Origin of the sequence: Pseudomonas sp. RV120224-01b, assembly GCF_003208145.1 — a bacterium.
GTDB classification, from domain to species: Bacteria; Pseudomonadota; Gammaproteobacteria; order Pseudomonadales; family Pseudomonadaceae; genus Aquipseudomonas; species Aquipseudomonas monteilii.
Genome location: NZ_QKMQ01000003.1, coordinates 244,591 through 259,400, shown reverse-complemented (window position 1 = coordinate 259,400; position 14,810 = coordinate 244,591). Strand labels below are relative to the sequence as shown.

Here is a 14,810-nt window from a genome sequence, read left to right as displayed (position 1 = left end):
TCGGGCAAAGCGAAGCCGTGGCGCGCGGCTGGCGGGCGCCAATTACTGGAAAAGTTCATGACTTTTTTGTTGCCGCGACCGCTTCGCGGTCGATGGCTGGCGATGCCCGGCAACGCCGGGCCGTGTCAGCTCCGGTCGGCGCGCTTCAGCACGGCATTGAGCAACACATCACACCCTTTGCTCACATCGTCAGGCAGGGCATCCTCCGCCTCGTTATGGCTGAGCCCCCCAACACACGGAATGAACACCATGGTCGTCGGGCAATGCCGCGCCAGGTGAATGGCGTCATGCCCCGCTCCACTGACAATTCGCTGGTGCGCATAACCCAGCTCGTCAACCGCCTGCTGCACCGCCGCGATGCATTGCGCATCGAACGGCGTCGCCGGGCTCAGCCAGTGGCGCTCAACGCTCACAGATAACCCTCGGCGCAGTGCAATGGCATTGATCAGCTCACGCGCACTGGCCTCCATCGCGGCGATCTGCTCATCCTCGTGGTGCCGCAGATCCAGCGTGAACGCCACCCGGCCTGGAATGGTATTGCGCGAAGACCGGGCGATCTCCAGTTGCCCCACCGTGACCAGCCCTTTGGGCGCGAAGTCCCGGGCCAGTTGTTCCAGTGCCGTGACCATCTCACCCACCGCAAACATCGCATCACGGCGCAGCGGCATCGGCGTGGTGCCAGCGTGCGCGGGAATGCCCTTGACCTCGATGTCCAGCCAGCAGATCGCCTGCCCGCCCGTCACCACGCCAACCGGCAGGCCGGCATCCTCAAGGATCGGCCCCTGCTCGATATGCGCTTCGAAATAGGCATCGAACTCACGCGCCAGCGGCAGGCTGCCGGCATGACCGGTGTCCTCCAGTGCCTGCGCCACGCTGACCCCGGCCGCGTCCTTCACCGCCAATGCACGCTCCAGCGCCAGGTCGCCGGTGAACACCGCCGAGCCGAGCATCGCCGGGGTGAAGCGAGCGCCCTCCTCGTTGGTCCATACCGCAATTTCCAGCGTCCGCAGCGGCTCAATACCTTGATCGCGCAGGCTACGCAGCACTTCCAGCCCGGCCAACACGCCGTAGATACCATCAAAACGCCCGCCCTTGGGTTGGGTGTCCAGGTGGCTACCCATCACTACCGGCGGCATCGACTCATCGCGCCCAACCTTGCGGGCGAACAGGTTGCCAATGGCGTCGAAATGGACAGTCATCCCCAGGTCGCGGCACCAGCCAGCAAACAACTCGCGCCCGGCCTTGTCCTCGGCAGACAGCGCCAGCCGGCAGTTGCCACCGTTTTCCGTTGGGCCTACCTTGGCCATCTGCATCAGGCTGTCCCACAGCCGGTCCCCATTGCATGTCAGCATGGTGTGTTTCCTCATCAGTTCAGGCGGTGGGTTCAGTAACCGAGGTGCACATCCACCCGGTTGAGCAACGGCTGGCCTTCGTGAAGGCGCCGGGCATTTGTTGCGATCTGCTGGGCGATGCAATCGTGTGACGCCGCCGACGCCATGTGCGGCGTGACGACGATGCCTGGCGTGATCCAGAGTCGGCTGTCCGGTGCCAACGGTTCCTTCTCGAACACGTCCAGCAAGGCCCCGCGCAGGCGGCCGCTTTCCACGGCGCCGATCAGCTCGTCTACCTGCACATGCTGGCCACGCCCGCAGTTCACCACGGCCGCGCCAGGCGCCAGTGAGTCAAAGGTCTTCTGGCAGAGAATGCCGCGTGTAGCGTTGGTCAGCGGCAGCAGGTTCACCAGCAGATCAAGGCCATCGAGGAACGCGACGAAGGACGCTTCGCCGGCGAAAGTCTGCACGCCCTCTATCGCTTTCAGGGTGCGCGACCAGCCGCGTACCACGTAACCCGCAGCGCTCAGTTCTTCGGCAATGACGCCGCCGAGCGAGCCCAGCCCCATGATGCCCACGCGGTATTGTGCGGCGGGTTTCTGCGGGTGACGCTGCCATACCTGACGCGCTTGCTGCTGCATGGCCCGGTCGAAATCCCGGTGGTAGTGGGTCACGGCCCAGCGCACGTATTCGGCCATGCCCTGGCGGTGCGCCGGGTCGACCACGCGGCATACCGGCAGGTTGCGTTGGTCGGGGTCGGTGCCCAAGTGATCGACACCGGCAGCCACCGAGTGGATCAGCTTCAGGCAGGGCAATGCCTTCAGGCTGCCCGCTGGCGGAAACCAGCAGGCGGCGACTTCTGCATCCACGGCGGCCGGGTCGCCAGCCAGTACCACGCGCAGCCCCGGCGCCTGGCGGGCGAACGCTGCCTGCAACTGCCCAAGCAACACATTGTCGGCGGATAAAAGCACCAGCGGTTTCATGAGCAGTAAGACTCGCGTTGGGTTTCGATCAGGGTCAGGGCAGCGTTCCAGCTCAGGGCGATGATCTCGTCCGCCTCATCCCGGTCGAACTGCGCCGCGGTATGCCGGCACACGGCTTCCGAGGGGAAGATCAGCTTGCTGCCACCGGCCAGGGCCTGCACCTGGGCCTGGCAGGCGCGCTCCAGGAAATGCAGCTCGTGGAAGGCATGGGCCACACTCTGCCCACCGGCCAGCAGGCCGTGGTTACGCAGGATCATCGCCTTGTGCGGGCCAAGGTCGGCGATGAGCCGCTCGCGCTCGTCCAGCGACAGCGCGATGCCCTCGTACTGGTGATAGGCGAGCTTGCCGTAGAACTTCAGCGCATGCTGGCTGATTGGCAACAGCCCGTGCTCCTGGGCCGACACCGCGATGCCGGCGGCGGTATGGGTGTGCACCACGCAGGCCATGTCCGGGCGGGCCATGTGGATGGCCGAATGGATCACGAACCCGGCGGCGTTCACCCGTTGCGCGTCGGTGTTACCGCCAACGACATTGCCATACTGGTCGATGCGCACCAGGTCCGAGGCGCGCATACGGTCGAAAATCACCCCGTAGCGGTTGATCAGGAAGTGATGCTCCGGCCCTGGGATACGCAGGGTGATGTGGGTGTCGATCAGGTCGGTCATGCGAAAGTGCGCGACCAGGCGGTACAGCGCGGCCAGTTCGCAACGGGCGTGCCATTCGACGTCGCTGATGTGATGGGGCTTGCTCATGGAAACTCCTGGTTAACGAGCGAGTACGGCGTCGGGTTGAGTGTCGCTGCGCAGGCGCGACAGGCCGCAGACACCGATCAGGGAAAGCGTGGACAGCAAGGTGAAGAACAGCGCCAGCGGCAGCCATTGCCCGGCGAACTGGTTGGCCAGCAGTGTGCCGATGATCGGCGTACTGCCCCCGGCCAGGGCGCAGATCAACTGGTAGGCCAGCGAGATGCCCGAGTAGCGAAGGTGGGCCGGGAAGGCTTGGGCCATGTAGCCCGCGATCACCGCGTAGAGGGCCGACAAGGTGACTACCGCCAAGGCGATGCCAAGGGTCATCAGCAACAGATTCTGGGTACCCACCAGCATGAACATCGGATAGGGCACGGCCATGCACAGCAATGCGACCCCTTTGAGGAAGCACCCTTCGCCGATGCGCTCGGCCAGCAACGCGGCCAAAGGCTGGGTGAGGAACTGGAGGATAGTCACCAGGAACAGGCAGTCCAGGATCGTCGAGCGCGCAATGCCCTGGTAGGTAGTGACGTACGTGATCATGAAGGTATTGGTGAAGAAGAACCCGGCCGAGCCGATGGTTACGGCGAGCGCGGCAAAGAGGATTTGTCGCCAGCAACTGCGGATCACTTCAGCGACCGGATATTCGACTACCTCTTTATTCTCGCGCGCGGCCTTGAACTCGGGTGACTCGTCGACCCCGAAGCGGATCGCCAGACCAACCATCATCAGCAGTCCGCTGATCAGAAACGGAATGCGCCAACCCCAGCTGACGAAGTCGTCCTGGTCAAGCATCGAGGCCAGGCGGAAGGCGATCAGCGCCAGCAACAGGCCGGCCGGGCTACCCAGCTGAGCAAAAGAGGCATAGAAGGTCTTGCGCTTGGCCGGGGCGTGTTCGCTGGCCATCAACACCGCACCGCCCCACTCCCCGCCTACCGAGATGCCCTGCACGATACGCAGCGCGATCAGCCCGATGGGCGCCCAGATACCGGCCGTTGCGTAACTTGGCAGCAGACCGATACCGGTGGTGGCGAGGCCCATCAGCGCCATGGTCACCAACAGCATCTTCTTGCGACCCAGACGGTCACCCAGATGGCCGAAGACCATGCCGGCCATGGGCCTGGCGATAAAGCCGACGGCGAAGGTGCCAAAAGCGCCAAGGGTGCTGAGCAGTGGATTGGAGCTGGGGAAGAACACCTGGCCGAGCACCAGCGCCGCGGCGGTGGCGTAGATGTAAAAGTCGTAGAACTCGATGGTGGTGCCGACGAATGCGGCAGCCGCAGCGCGCCTCGGCTGAGTGGACGTGTGCATGGCAAGGCCCTTCTTGAAATAATTGTAAAGGCAGTGTTTCTGGCTAAAACGGTGCGCTCTTTGGCGCTTTTGTCTTTTATCGCCCCGCTGGCTATGATTAGTCAATTTGCTAATTCTTAATCGCCGTATTAGCAGTGCTACTAATGGAGCCTGAGATGAAAGTGCCTGCGTCGCAAGCTGACGGCTTGGTCAACAAATGGGAGGGTCGTCGCTTCCTCAACGACCGGCTCGACTGGAACCTGTTACGCACCTACCTGGTGATCGGCCAGGAAGGCAGTGTCAGCCGCGCAGCCGCGCGTTTGCACATCACCCAGTCGGCGGTAAGCCAAGCACTGAAGCGCCTGGAGGAGCAGCTGGACTGTGCCCTGATTCTGCGGCGTGGGCCGCGTTTTGACCTGACCTCTGCCGGCGAGGAAGTGTTGCGCATTGCCACGGATATCTATGGCGATGTTTCGCGGATCAGCGCTGCCGTCGAGGAACGAAACGATGGCGTGGCCGGCAAAGTCCGGCTGCTGACCATCAGCGGGCTGCAGTCGACGCTGTACGACGAATTTCTTGCAGATTTTCACGAAGCGCACCCACGGGTGGAGGTGGAGATCGAGGTGCTACGCAGTTCGGACATCATCAGTTCACTGCTGCAGAAGACGGCGACGGTGGGTTTAGGTCTATGCCGGATACCGCAACAGAAACTGGAGCAGCGGCAACTGCTGCGCCAGCGTTATGCATTTTTCTGCGGACGACGTCATCGGTTGTTCGGGCGCGCAGACGTGGCGCTGGAGGAGATGCAGGGAGAGAACTTTGTCAGCTTCGTGAGCGATCAGTTGGGCGGAAACCTGTCGCCGTTGGCGGTATTTCGGGATCAACAGGGGTTCACCGGGCGAATTGTGGCCTCCTCCTCCAGCTTCGAGGAGATTCACCGACTGGTGTGCGCGGGGTACGGAATCGGGTGTTTGCCGGACCATATGCTGCAAAAGGATATCGAGGAAGGGTTGCTGTGGCGATTACCACCGGCTGAGGGAATCGTTGATGTGGACGTGTATCTGCTGTGGAATCGGGAGCAGAAGCTGACGATGGCAGAAGGGGTATTTCTGGAGGGGTTGCAGCATAAGTTGGCGACTGTCGATAAATCCTGAGGCGAGCGTAACGAACCCGCTGCGCTTTCCGAGCCTCAGCGCAAACCGTCGTTGTCCCGGTCGCAACGACCTGATCCGCTGCCGGCCACCTGCATCACGACAGGTTTCGCGTCTCTTTATCCGAGAAACTTTCGAGACGGGTCTGCGCTCCCGAGGGGGCGCCGGCTCGCTCTCCTCAATAAGAACGGAAGCCAGACATGACCCGACACGCCCTCAGTCGCATCGCTATCGCCATGGCGCTCGCCAGCAGCGCAAGCTTCGTACACGCCGCGCCGCTGCTTGACGCCAGCAGCAACGACGTACCTGCAGCAGCACGCATGGCGCAAAGCAATGCCTGGCTGGAAATCGACCAGGCTGCCTTCGAACACAACATCGCACGCATACAGAAGCTGGTCGCCGGCAAGAGTCAGGTCTGCGCAGTCATGAAAGCTGACGCCTATGGCAACGGGATTGCCCTGCTGGTGCCATCGGCCATTCGTATGGGTATCGGTTGCATTGGCGTTGCCAGTAATGAAGAAGCACGCGTCGCCCGTGAGAAAGGCTTCAAAGGCCGGCTCATGCGACTGCGAACTGCCAGCCTTGGCGAGGTACAGGATGCACTTCCCTACGACATGGACGAACTGGTAGGCAACCTGGAGGTGGCACAGCAACTGGATGCCCTGGCCAAGCGCAATGGCCACCCATTGAAAGTGCACCTGGCACTCAATTCGGCCGGAATGGGACGTAACGGTGTGGAGATGGGGACGCCCCAGGGTCGCAAAGACGCCATTGCCATGGCTACCCTCGCGCACCTGCAAGTGGTCGGCATCATGACCCACTTCCCGGAGGAGGCGCGTGAGGATGTCCTCAAAGGGCTTGCCACATTCAAGGAACAGTCAGCGTTGCTGATCGAACAGGCCAAACTGGATCGCAGCAAACTGCTACTGCACTGCGCCAATACCTTCACCACGCTAGAAGTACCTGAGGGCTGGCTGGACATGGTGCGCCCCGGCGCGGCGCTGTATGGCTACCCGGTTGGCGGCCACGAAGAGTTCCAGCGTGTCATGCAGTTCAAGTCGCAGGTCGCAGCTGTCAACCACTACCCCGCCGGAAGTACCATCAGCTACGACCGCACCTACACCCTGAATCGCGACTCGCTGGTTGCCAACATTCCCGCAGGCTACTCAGACGGCTATCGCCGGGCTTTCTCCAACAAGGCCTCGGTACTGATCAATGGCAAGCGGGCGCCAGTAATTGGCAAGGTCACCATGAACACCCTCATGGTCGATGTGACCGATATTCCGGGGGTCAAGCCGGGTAATGAAGTGGTGCTCTACGGCAAGCAGGGCGATCAGGAAATCACCCAGGCAGAGCTGGAAACCATCAACGGCGCGTTGCTGGCCGACCTCTACACGATCTGGGGCAACTCGAATCCGAAGGTGCTGAAAGCACAGTGATGGGCCGGTACGCTGCCTGAAGACGGCGTACCTTGTACTTCCCCCGAGGCTATTGCTGGACAGTCTTCACTACTGCCGGCACGGGGTGAATAACCAGCTTGCCAAGATGATTACCGCAGAAACGAAAAAAGGGCCCGAAGGCCCTTTTTTCACGACTTACAGACTTCGAATAAAAATCTGTAGATCTTTATTTGGAGCGGGAAACGAGACTCGAACTCGCGACCCCGACCTTGGCAAGGTCGTGCTCTACCAACTGAGCTATTCCCGCGTCGTGATGGGTGCCATTCTAGCGATTTCTAAAACAGCGTCAACCCCTTGATTCAAAAAAACTTTTATTTCTGCTCCGAACCTTCGCGCAGGTGCGGCCAGGCCGCCAGCAGGTAGTGCACCATTGACCACAGCGTCAGCCCCGCCGCCACCAGCAGCAGCCCGTAACCCAGGATGACCCAGAAAGTCACCGCCGGCGGGTTGGCCAGCAGAATCACCAGTGCCAGCATCTGCGCTGCCGTCTTCCACTTGCCAAGGTTGGACACCGCCACATGCGCGCGTGCGCCCAGCTCGGCCATCCACTCGCGCAGTGCCGACACCACGATTTCGCGGCCGATGATGACTGCAGCCGGCAGGGTCAGCCAGAAGTTGGCGTGGGTCTGCACCAGCAGCACCAGGGCCACGGCCACCATCAGTTTGTCGGCCACCGGGTCCAGGAAGGCACCGAACGGCGTGCTCTGCTGCAGGCGACGCGCCAGGTAGCCGTCCAGCCAGTCGGTGGCAGCGGCAACGGCGAACACGCTGCTGGCGGCCATGTAGCTCCAGTGATAGGGCACATAGAACAGCAGGATGAAGATCGGGATGAGCAGGACGCGTAGAACGGTGAGCAGGTTTGGAATATTCATCGGTACGACTGGCTGCAAGTTGAGCCCGGCATTCTACTCGCTATGCAGGCTGGCATAAATTGATTCGGCAAGCTTTTTACTGATGCCGGGGGCTTTGGCGATTTCATCGATACTGGCGCGGTTGAGCTCTTGCAGGCCGCCGAAATGTTTCAGCAGGTCACGGCGGCGCTTCGGCCCTACCCCGGCCACATCTTCAAGGCTGGAGACCCGACGGGCCTTGCCACGACGGGCGCGGTGACCGGTGATGGCAAAACGGTGGGCTTCATCGCGGATCTGCTGGATCAGGTGCAGAGCCGCAGAATCACCCTTGAGGGTAAATTCGTGGTGCACGTCGTTCAGATAAAGGGTCTCGAAGCCTGCCTTGCGGGTGACGCCTTTGGCCACACCAAGCAGGGTCAGGTCGTTGAAGCCCAGTTCCTGCATCACATCGCGGGCCATGTTCAGCTGGCCCTTGCCGCCGTCCACCAGCAACACATCGGGCAGCTTGCCCTCGCCGTCCTTGATACGCCCGTAGCGGCGAGTCAGCGCCTGATGCATGGCGGCATAGTCATCACCGCCGGTAATGCCTTCGATGTTGAACCGACGGTAATCGGACTTCAGCGGGCCTTCGGGGCCGAACACCACGCAGCTGGCCACGGTGGCTTCGCCGCTGGAATGGCTGATGTCGTAGCACTCCAGGCGCTGCGGCACTTCATCCAGGCCCAGCACTTCGGCCAGGGCCTCAAAGCGGGCAGCCATGTGCTGGCGGTTGGCCAGGCGGGCGTTGAGCGCCTGCTCGGCGTTGGTCACGGCCAGCTGCTGCCAGCGGGCGCGTGTACCGCGCACCCGGTGGCTGATGGTCAGTTCGCGGCCACGCAGCGTGTGCAGCGCTTCGGTGATGGCTTCAAAGTCTTCGTGAACCACGTTGACGATCAACTCGCCAGGCAGTTCGCGCTCTGCGTTGCCCAGGTAGTACTGGGAAAGGAATGCGGCCATGACCTCGGCCACCTCTTCCTCGATACCCACCTGCGGGAAAAAGTTCTTGCTGCCCAGTACTCGCCCACCGCGCACGCTGATCAGGTGCACACAGGCGCCGCCCGGGTTGACGAAAGCGGCGATGACATCGACGTCGCCACTGCCACCTTCTATGTACTGCTGGTCCTGCACGCGCCGCAGCAGGGCGATCTGGTCACGCAGTTCGGCAGCTTTCTCGAAATTGAGGGCCATGGCGGCCGTTTCCATCTCGGCATTCAGTTCGTTGCCCAACTGCTGGCTACGCCCTTCCAGGAACATGACCGAGTGGCGCACATCCTCAGCGTATTCCTCGGCAGTCACCAACCCGGTGCAGGGCCCTTTGCAGCGTTTGATCTGGTACTGCAGGCAAGGCCGGGTGCGGTTTGCGTAATAGCTGTCCTCGCACTGGCGCACGGAAAAGGCCTTTTGCAGCAGGCTGAGGCTTTCGCGGATGGCCCCGGCGCTGGGGTACGGGCCGAAGTAGCGGCCCTTGGCCTTTTTCGCCCCACGGTGAATGCCCAACCGTGGGAACTCGCCATCGGACAGGAACACATAGGGGTAGGATTTGTCGTCGCGCAGGAGGATGTTGTAGGGCGGGCGCCACTCCTTGATCAGGTTCTGTTCCAGCAGCAACGCCTCGGTTTCGTTGGCGGTGATGGTGGTTTCGACCTGCGCAATGCGCGCTACCAGCGCGGCGGTCTTGGGCGCCAGGCCAGTCTTGCGGAAATAGCTGGCCAGGCGCTTCTTGAGGTTCTTGGCCTTGCCCACGTAAAGCAGCCGGGCTTCGGCATCGAACATCCGGTAAACGCCCGGGCGACCACTGCAGGTCGCCAGGAATGCGCTGGCATCAAACACTTGAGACATGAGGTTTTACAGGCTTGCGTCGACCATACCGTGGCGAACGGCCAGCAAGGTCAGTTCGACGTCGCTGGTGACCGAGAGTTTTTCAAAGATCCGATAACGGTAAGTATTGACGGTCTTGGGCGAGAGGCACAACTTGTCAGAGATGATCTGCACTTTCTGGCAGCCGACGATCATCAGGGCAATCTGGATTTCCCGTTCGGACAACGCGTCAAACGGCGAACCCTGCGGCTGAAACGGTTTCAGTGCCAACTGCTGGGCGATCTGCGGGCTGATATAGCGTTGGCCGGCAAAGGCCAGCCGAATAGCCTGGACCATTTCATCAAGGCCTGCCCCCTTGGTCAGATAGCCGGCAGCGCCGGCCTGCAGCAAGCGCGTGGGGAACGGGTCTTCCTCGCACACCGTCACGGCGACTACCTTGATGTCCGGATGGCTGCGCAGCAATTTGCGGGTAGCCTCCAGGCCACCGATGCCGGGCATTTTCACGTCCATCAGCACCACATCCGGCTTGAGCTCACGGGCCAGTTTGAGCGCCGACTCGCCCGAGTCCCCCTCACCCACTACCTGCAGGCCGTCGATGTCGGCAAGCATGCGCGTAATACCGGTTCGTACCAGATCGTGATCATCGACCACTAAGACCCTAATCAAGCACACACCTCGTCAGCAGGGCGATTGGATCCCGCCACCTTAACAAAATTTTTCACGGTGGGCCTAACGCATTGATTCCGTCAGAAACGCCTGACGCTCAACGGGCAGAGGCCTCGCTGTTTGCCGGGGTTTACCGTTGCTGGACAAACGCCCCAACAGGTGCCAAATCGCCGCCTGATCCTCGAACGGCAGTTGGCGGAATGCCCCCAGCAAACCGGACTCATCCGTACTCAAACCTTCGAGCGGTGCAGGGGTGCGTGTACCGCTAAGCACATACAGTGCATCCACCCCCCTGACAGACAACGCGGCCAGGTAATCGATCCGAGGGGTACGCTCACCGCTTTCATACTTGCCCTGAGCATTGGGCTCGACACCGCCGATATCGCCAAAAACTCGCTGGGTCATGCCCAGTCGTTCGCGTTCTTCCCGCAGCCGCGGACCGATTCCATTCATTGGGGTTTCTCCTCTTCCTTGATATCCCTGATGCCCGGCCAACCCTCTGCAGGCAGCCCTAGGCACGTGGATCCACTATGCACATGCTCTTGGACCGCGACAAGCCATCATTGGGCTATTAGTTGATGGCGCGCTGCATACGCACAAAGCAATCGTCTTCTCCCATTTCAACGAAACCGTGGCGCTGATACAGCTGACGGGCCGGGTTGCTGCGAAACACCATCAGCCGCAGCAGCGGCAGGCGCCGCTGCCTGGCCCAAAGCGCCAACTGCTCCAATACCCAGCTGCCGACCCCGCGCCCACGGTGCTCGGGCAACAGGTGCAACTCGCGGATGAACAACGCCTGGCGGTCCTGGCTGAGGCTGCAGAAACCCAGCAGGGTGTCGCCTTCGGTCACCAGCCACTGCTCGCGCCAGCCCCAGGCCTCGTCGAAGGCTTCTTCGATCCACAACAGGTCGTACTCGCGGTAGTACGGCAACATGGCGCGGCGCGTGAGGTCTCGGGCAAAGGTACAATGGCGGTCGCTGGCGGGGGTTAACTGTAAAGACATCGCATATCGCTCACTGGGCGTAACACACTGGCGAACTGCCAGGCCCACGCCTGTCCAGTTCGGCCTCCAGCCACTCAGCCAGCACCTGGGCATTGTTATGCCCCGTGTCCTTGCCGGCATACAGCAATGTCAGCGTGCCCTTCGCGGCCATATCCAACAGCGGATACCAGTGTTCGGGGCGGGCCGCCAGTTCTTGCCGATAGCACTGGGTAAACCCGGCAAAATCGACCTCGCCCTGGTGAAATGCCTTGCGCAATGCCGACGAAGGTGCCACTTCGCGCAACCACTGCCCATGCAGGTCTTCCTTGCGTATGTTGCGCGGCCACAGGCGGTCGACCAGCACGCGCTGGCCATCTTCATCCTCAACCCCTTCGTAGACACGCTTGCAGCGAATCATCATTTACTCCTGCCATTACCGTCTGTCTTGAGCCTAGATAATTCATTGATCGAGGTCACGGCCGGGTTACGAATTGTTTCTATGCTCAAGGCCTTCGGCACCCACGCCCAACGCCAACCGGAGCACCCATGGCAACCCCGTCACTGGCCAGCCAGCCGCAACTGGCCCAGCGCGATTCCCGCCCGCAGCTTGCCCACACGCCAGGGCGCGCCACCCTCGTGTTGTTCTTCGGCCTGCTACTGGCCGGTATTGCCTATACCGTCTGGAGCCTGAAACAGGATGTGACGGCCAGCGGCACGGTGATCACCACGGTCACACCGTTCCTTCTACTGGGCCTGGCGCTGCTGATTGCCCTGGGCTTTGAATTCGTCAATGGTTTTCATGACACCGCCAATGCAGTCGCCACGGTCATCTACACCCACTCGCTGCCAGCACCGGTGGCGGTCGTCTGGTCCGGGCTTTGCAACTTCCTTGGCGTGTTGCTTTCCAGCGGCGCGGTAGCGTTCGGCATCATTGCCCTGCTGCCGGTAGAGCTGATTTTGCAGGTCGGCTCCTCGGCCGGCTTTGCCATGGTCTTCGCCCTGCTGCTGGCAGCCATCATCTGGAACCTCGGCACCTGGTGGCTGGGCCTGCCGGCATCGTCCTCCCACACGTTGATCGGCTCGATCATCGGCGTGGGCGTGGCCAACGCGCTGATGCACGGGCGTGACGGCACCAGTGGCGTGGACTGGGCCCAAGCCAGCAAAGTCGGCTATGCCTTGCTGTTCTCACCCCTGATCGGCTTTGCCTGCGCGGCCTTGTTGCTGATGGCGTTACGCGCACTGGTCAAGCGCAAGGAACTGTATCAGGCACCGGAAGGCCGCACCCCGCCACCGTGGTGGATCCGCAGCGTCCTGATCCTCACCTGCACCGGCGTATCCTTTGCCCATGGCTCCAACGACGGCCAGAAAGGCATGGGCCTGATCATGCTGATCCTGGTCGGCACCCTGCCCATGGCCTATGCCCTGAACAAGACCATGCCCAACGAACAGGCCCTGCAGTTTTCTGCCGTTGCCGAAGCAACCCGCCAGGCGCTGGTGCGCAGCGACCCGCAAGCGGCCCCGGCCGACCCGCACAAGGTACTGACCTTGTTCATTGCCGAGCCCAAGGCCAGCCCGCAACTGATACCGGCACTCGCGGCGCTGACCGGGATGATCGGCGACCAGGTCAAAGGCTATGGCTCGCTCAAGCGCGTGCCGGCCGAAGCCATGGCCAATGTGCGCAACGACATGTACCTGACCAGCGAAGCCATTCGCCTGATCGAGAAAAACCAGCTGGTGGCATTCGATGCCGACACCCGCAGCCATGTAGAACTGTTCAAGGCCCAGCTGGACGATGCCACCCGCTACATTCCACTGTGGGTGAAGGTGGTCGTGGCCATCGCGCTGGGGCTGGGCACCATGGTTGGCTGGCGACGTATCGTGGTGACGGTGGGCGAGAAGATCGGCAAGACCCACCTGAGCTATGCCCAGGGCGCCTCGGCTGAAGTGGTTGCGATGTGCACCATCGGCGCGGCGGACATGTTCGGGTTGCCGGTTTCGACCACCCATGTGCTGAGCTCTGGTGTGGCCGGCACCATGGTCGCCAACGGCTCAGGCATTCAGAAACGCACACTGATCAACCTGCTGATGGCCTGGGTGCTGACCCTGCCGGCAGCCATGGTGCTGGCAGGGTCGCTGTACTGGTTGTTGAACCAGGTCTTCTAGGTCCGTCAGGCAGGAATCTTCAGGCCGCGCTGCACGGCTGGCCGCTCGAGGAAGGCGGCCAGCACGCGCTGCACTTCCTTGAACGCATCGAAACCAATCAACTCACGGGCGTTGTAACGCTCCACCAGGTTGCGTACCCACGGGAAGATGGCGATGTCGGCGATGCTGTATTCGTCAACCATCCACTCCCGCCCTTTCAGGTGCCGATCCAGCACACCCAGCAGCCGTTTGGACTCGTTGACATAACGATCACGCGGACGCTTGTCTTCATATTCCTTGCCAGCAAAGAAGTGGAAAAAGCCGACCTGGCCGAACATCGGCCCGATGCCGCCCATCTGGAACATCAGCCACTGCAGGGTCTGGTAACGCTGGGCAGGGTCCTGGCTGAGCAGTTGGCCGCTTTTCTCCGCCAGGTACTGCAGGATCGCCCCTGACTCGAACAGCGGCAGCGGCTGACCGCCCGGCCCGTTGGGGTCGAGGATGGCCGGGATCTTGTTATTCGCGCTGAGCGAGATGAACTCGGGGCTCAACTGGTCATCGTTGTCAAAACTGACCTTGTGCGCCTCGTAGGCCAGGCCGATTTCTTCGAGCATGATCGACACCTTGACGCCGTTGGGTGTCGGCAGCGAATACAGCTGCAGGCGTTCTGGGTACTTGGCGGGCCACTTGCGGGTAATCGGGAAAGCACTGAGATCGGTCATGATCAACCTTGCCTGGGGAATGAACCTGTCACTCTAGAGACATCCCCGGCCGCTGACCATCACCGACCACGCATCAGCGCTGGCAACTCAGGCCTGACCGTGGGCCTTGAGCTTGAGTTTTTCGGTGTCGACACGCACGAACACCGAGTCGGCGGTCACGGTCAGCACATCGTCGGCCCAGACCTCGCAGATCACCCGGCTCTTGCGCCCCACGTCCCCTTCCACACGCGCCTTGAGCAACAGCTCGACGCCCATGGGCGTGGGTTTCAGGTAGGTCAGGTTGAGCGTACCCGTGACGCAGTCGATGCGCGGCAGGCTGCCCGGCTCACGGCCTTCATTGCGGTAGTGGTAAGCCATGGCCGTCCAGTTGGAATGACAGTCGACCAGCATCGCCAACAGGCCGCCGTAAACCAGGCCGGGCCAGCCGATGAAGGTGCTGTCGGGCGCATGGCGGCATATCAGATGAACGCCGTCGGCGTCCCAGTGGCTTTGCAGATGCAGCCCGCTGGGGTGGGAACACCCGCAGCCATAACACGTGCCGTCGGGTGCCGCGAGGGCCTGGAGGGAAAGGGCTTGGTCGTTCATACGCTTCCTGTGCTTATTGAAATGGGGGCGCGCAACGCCCCCAT

The 14,810-nt window shown here is 61.8% G+C and carries 15 protein-coding genes and 1 tRNA gene; 3 read left to right on the top strand and 13 right to left on the bottom strand.

Going from position 1 to position 14,810, the window contains the following annotated elements:
* Positions 1 to 125: 125 nt before the first annotated feature.
* The 4 genes from N436_RS07215 to N436_RS07200 are packed head-to-tail and all read right to left on the bottom strand — an operon-like array spanning position 126 to position 4,371.
* Positions 126 to 1,352 (bottom strand): Zn-dependent hydrolase, encoded by a 1,227-nt coding sequence (locus tag N436_RS07215; RefSeq protein WP_105946565.1) that lies wholly within the window; start codon positions 1,350 to 1,352, stop codon positions 126 to 128.
* Positions 1,353 to 1,384: 32 nt separating this feature from the next.
* Positions 1,385 to 2,314 carry a glyoxylate/hydroxypyruvate reductase A gene (locus N436_RS07210; protein ID WP_105946564.1) on the bottom strand — a complete coding sequence of 310 codons (930 nt, stop codon included), beginning with the start codon at positions 2,312 to 2,314 and terminating at the stop codon, positions 1,385 to 1,387.
* Entirely contained in the window at positions 2,311 to 3,066 is a 756-nt protein-coding gene (locus tag N436_RS07205) for a class II aldolase/adducin family protein (RefSeq protein WP_105946563.1), read from the bottom strand. The genes N436_RS07210 and N436_RS07205 overlap by 4 nt, the downstream gene beginning before the upstream one ends.
* A 12-nt stretch (positions 3,067 to 3,078) precedes the next feature.
* Entirely contained in the window at positions 3,079 to 4,371 is a 1,293-nt protein-coding gene (locus N436_RS07200) for an MFS transporter (RefSeq protein ID WP_105946562.1), read from the bottom strand.
* Positions 4,372 to 4,526: 155 nt separating this feature from the next.
* Between N436_RS07200 and N436_RS07195 the strand changes: the two genes are divergently transcribed.
* Both N436_RS07195 and alr read left to right on the top strand, forming a co-directional pair.
* Positions 4,527 to 5,504 (top strand): LysR family transcriptional regulator, encoded by a 978-nt coding sequence (locus N436_RS07195; protein WP_105946561.1) that lies wholly within the window; start codon positions 4,527 to 4,529, stop codon positions 5,502 to 5,504.
* Between the two features lie 197 nt (positions 5,505 to 5,701).
* Positions 5,702 to 6,940, top strand: coding sequence for an alanine racemase (gene alr, locus N436_RS07190; protein ID WP_105946560.1), 1,239 nt, complete (start codon positions 5,702 to 5,704; stop codon positions 6,938 to 6,940).
* 192 nt (positions 6,941 to 7,132) lie between these two features.
* Here alr and N436_RS07185 read toward each other — a convergent pair.
* The 7 genes from N436_RS07185 to N436_RS07155 form a co-directional block, all read right to left on the bottom strand.
* Positions 7,133 to 7,208 (bottom strand) — tRNA-Gly (locus N436_RS07185).
* 64 nt (positions 7,209 to 7,272) lie between these two features.
* Positions 7,273 to 7,833: a CDP-diacylglycerol--glycerol-3-phosphate 3-phosphatidyltransferase gene (gene pgsA, locus N436_RS07180; RefSeq protein WP_060492890.1), complete on the bottom strand. Its 561-nt coding sequence runs from the start codon at positions 7,831 to 7,833 to the stop codon at positions 7,273 to 7,275.
* Positions 7,834 to 7,866: 33 nt separating this feature from the next.
* Positions 7,867 to 9,690: an excinuclease ABC subunit UvrC gene (gene uvrC, locus N436_RS07175; RefSeq protein WP_110740688.1), complete on the bottom strand. Its 1,824-nt coding sequence runs from the start codon at positions 9,688 to 9,690 to the stop codon at positions 7,867 to 7,869.
* A 6-nt stretch (positions 9,691 to 9,696) separates the two neighbouring features.
* The gene (gene uvrY, locus N436_RS07170) at positions 9,697 to 10,335 is read right to left on the bottom strand and encodes a UvrY/SirA/GacA family response regulator transcription factor (RefSeq protein ID WP_003251380.1); all 639 of its coding nucleotides are present in this window, start codon (positions 10,333 to 10,335) and stop codon (positions 9,697 to 9,699) included.
* A gap of 63 nt (positions 10,336 to 10,398) precedes the next feature.
* Complete coding sequence (locus N436_RS07165) at positions 10,399 to 10,788, bottom strand: helix-turn-helix domain-containing protein (protein WP_105946558.1); 390 nt, start codon at positions 10,786 to 10,788, stop codon at positions 10,399 to 10,401.
* 118 nt (positions 10,789 to 10,906) lie between these two features.
* A complete protein-coding gene (locus N436_RS07160) occupies positions 10,907 to 11,338 on the bottom strand; it encodes a GNAT family N-acetyltransferase (protein ID WP_105946557.1) in 432 nt (143 codons plus the stop codon).
* Positions 11,339 to 11,348: 10 nt separating this feature from the next.
* Positions 11,349 to 11,735 (bottom strand): DUF488 domain-containing protein, encoded by a 387-nt coding sequence (locus tag N436_RS07155; protein WP_105946556.1) that lies wholly within the window; start codon positions 11,733 to 11,735, stop codon positions 11,349 to 11,351.
* Positions 11,736 to 11,863: 128 nt separating this feature from the next.
* Here N436_RS07155 and N436_RS07150 point away from each other — a divergent pair, with 128 nt between their 5' ends.
* Complete coding sequence (locus tag N436_RS07150; RefSeq protein WP_110740687.1) at positions 11,864 to 13,480, top strand: inorganic phosphate transporter; 1,617 nt, start codon at positions 11,864 to 11,866, stop codon at positions 13,478 to 13,480.
* A gap of 5 nt (positions 13,481 to 13,485) precedes the next feature.
* Here N436_RS07150 and N436_RS07145 read toward each other — a convergent pair whose 3' ends face one another.
* Both N436_RS07145 and N436_RS07140 read right to left on the bottom strand, forming a co-directional pair.
* Entirely contained in the window at positions 13,486 to 14,181 is a 696-nt protein-coding gene (locus tag N436_RS07145; protein ID WP_110740686.1) for a glutathione S-transferase N-terminal domain-containing protein, read from the bottom strand.
* A gap of 87 nt (positions 14,182 to 14,268) precedes the next feature.
* Positions 14,269 to 14,766 (bottom strand): PaaI family thioesterase, encoded by a 498-nt coding sequence (locus N436_RS07140; RefSeq protein WP_016711584.1) that lies wholly within the window; start codon positions 14,764 to 14,766, stop codon positions 14,269 to 14,271.
* Positions 14,767 to 14,810 lie beyond the last annotated feature (44 nt).

Excerpts from the sequence above, each read along its gene's own strand:
- N436_RS07215 (WP_105946565.1), bottom strand. The coding sequence starts at position 1,352 with ATGCTGACATGCAATGGGGACCGGCTGTGGGACAGCCTGATGCAGATG.
- N436_RS07210 (WP_105946564.1), bottom strand. The coding sequence starts at position 2,314 with ATGAAACCGCTGGTGCTTTTATCCGCCGACAATGTGTTGCTTGGGCAG.
- N436_RS07205 (WP_105946563.1), bottom strand. The coding sequence starts at position 3,066 with ATGAGCAAGCCCCATCACATCAGCGACGTCGAATGGCACGCCCGTTGC.
- N436_RS07200 (WP_105946562.1), bottom strand. The coding sequence starts at position 4,371 with ATGCACACGTCCACTCAGCCGAGGCGCGCTGCGGCTGCCGCATTCGTC.
- N436_RS07195 (WP_105946561.1), top strand. The coding sequence starts at position 4,527 with ATGAAAGTGCCTGCGTCGCAAGCTGACGGCTTGGTCAACAAATGGGAG.
- alr (WP_105946560.1), top strand. The coding sequence starts at position 5,702 with ATGACCCGACACGCCCTCAGTCGCATCGCTATCGCCATGGCGCTCGCC.
- pgsA (WP_060492890.1), bottom strand. The coding sequence starts at position 7,833 with ATGAATATTCCAAACCTGCTCACCGTTCTACGCGTCCTGCTCATCCCG.
- uvrC (WP_110740688.1), bottom strand. The coding sequence starts at position 9,690 with ATGTCTCAAGTGTTTGATGCCAGCGCATTCCTGGCGACCTGCAGTGGT.
- N436_RS07165 (WP_105946558.1), bottom strand. The coding sequence starts at position 10,788 with ATGAATGGAATCGGTCCGCGGCTGCGGGAAGAACGCGAACGACTGGGC.
- N436_RS07160 (WP_105946557.1), bottom strand. The coding sequence starts at position 11,338 with ATGTCTTTACAGTTAACCCCCGCCAGCGACCGCCATTGTACCTTTGCC.
- N436_RS07155 (WP_105946556.1), bottom strand. The coding sequence starts at position 11,735 with ATGATTCGCTGCAAGCGTGTCTACGAAGGGGTTGAGGATGAAGATGGC.
- N436_RS07150 (WP_110740687.1), top strand. The coding sequence starts at position 11,864 with ATGGCAACCCCGTCACTGGCCAGCCAGCCGCAACTGGCCCAGCGCGAT.
- N436_RS07145 (WP_110740686.1), bottom strand. The coding sequence starts at position 14,181 with ATGACCGATCTCAGTGCTTTCCCGATTACCCGCAAGTGGCCCGCCAAG.
- N436_RS07140 (WP_016711584.1), bottom strand. The coding sequence starts at position 14,766 with ATGAACGACCAAGCCCTTTCCCTCCAGGCCCTCGCGGCACCCGACGGC.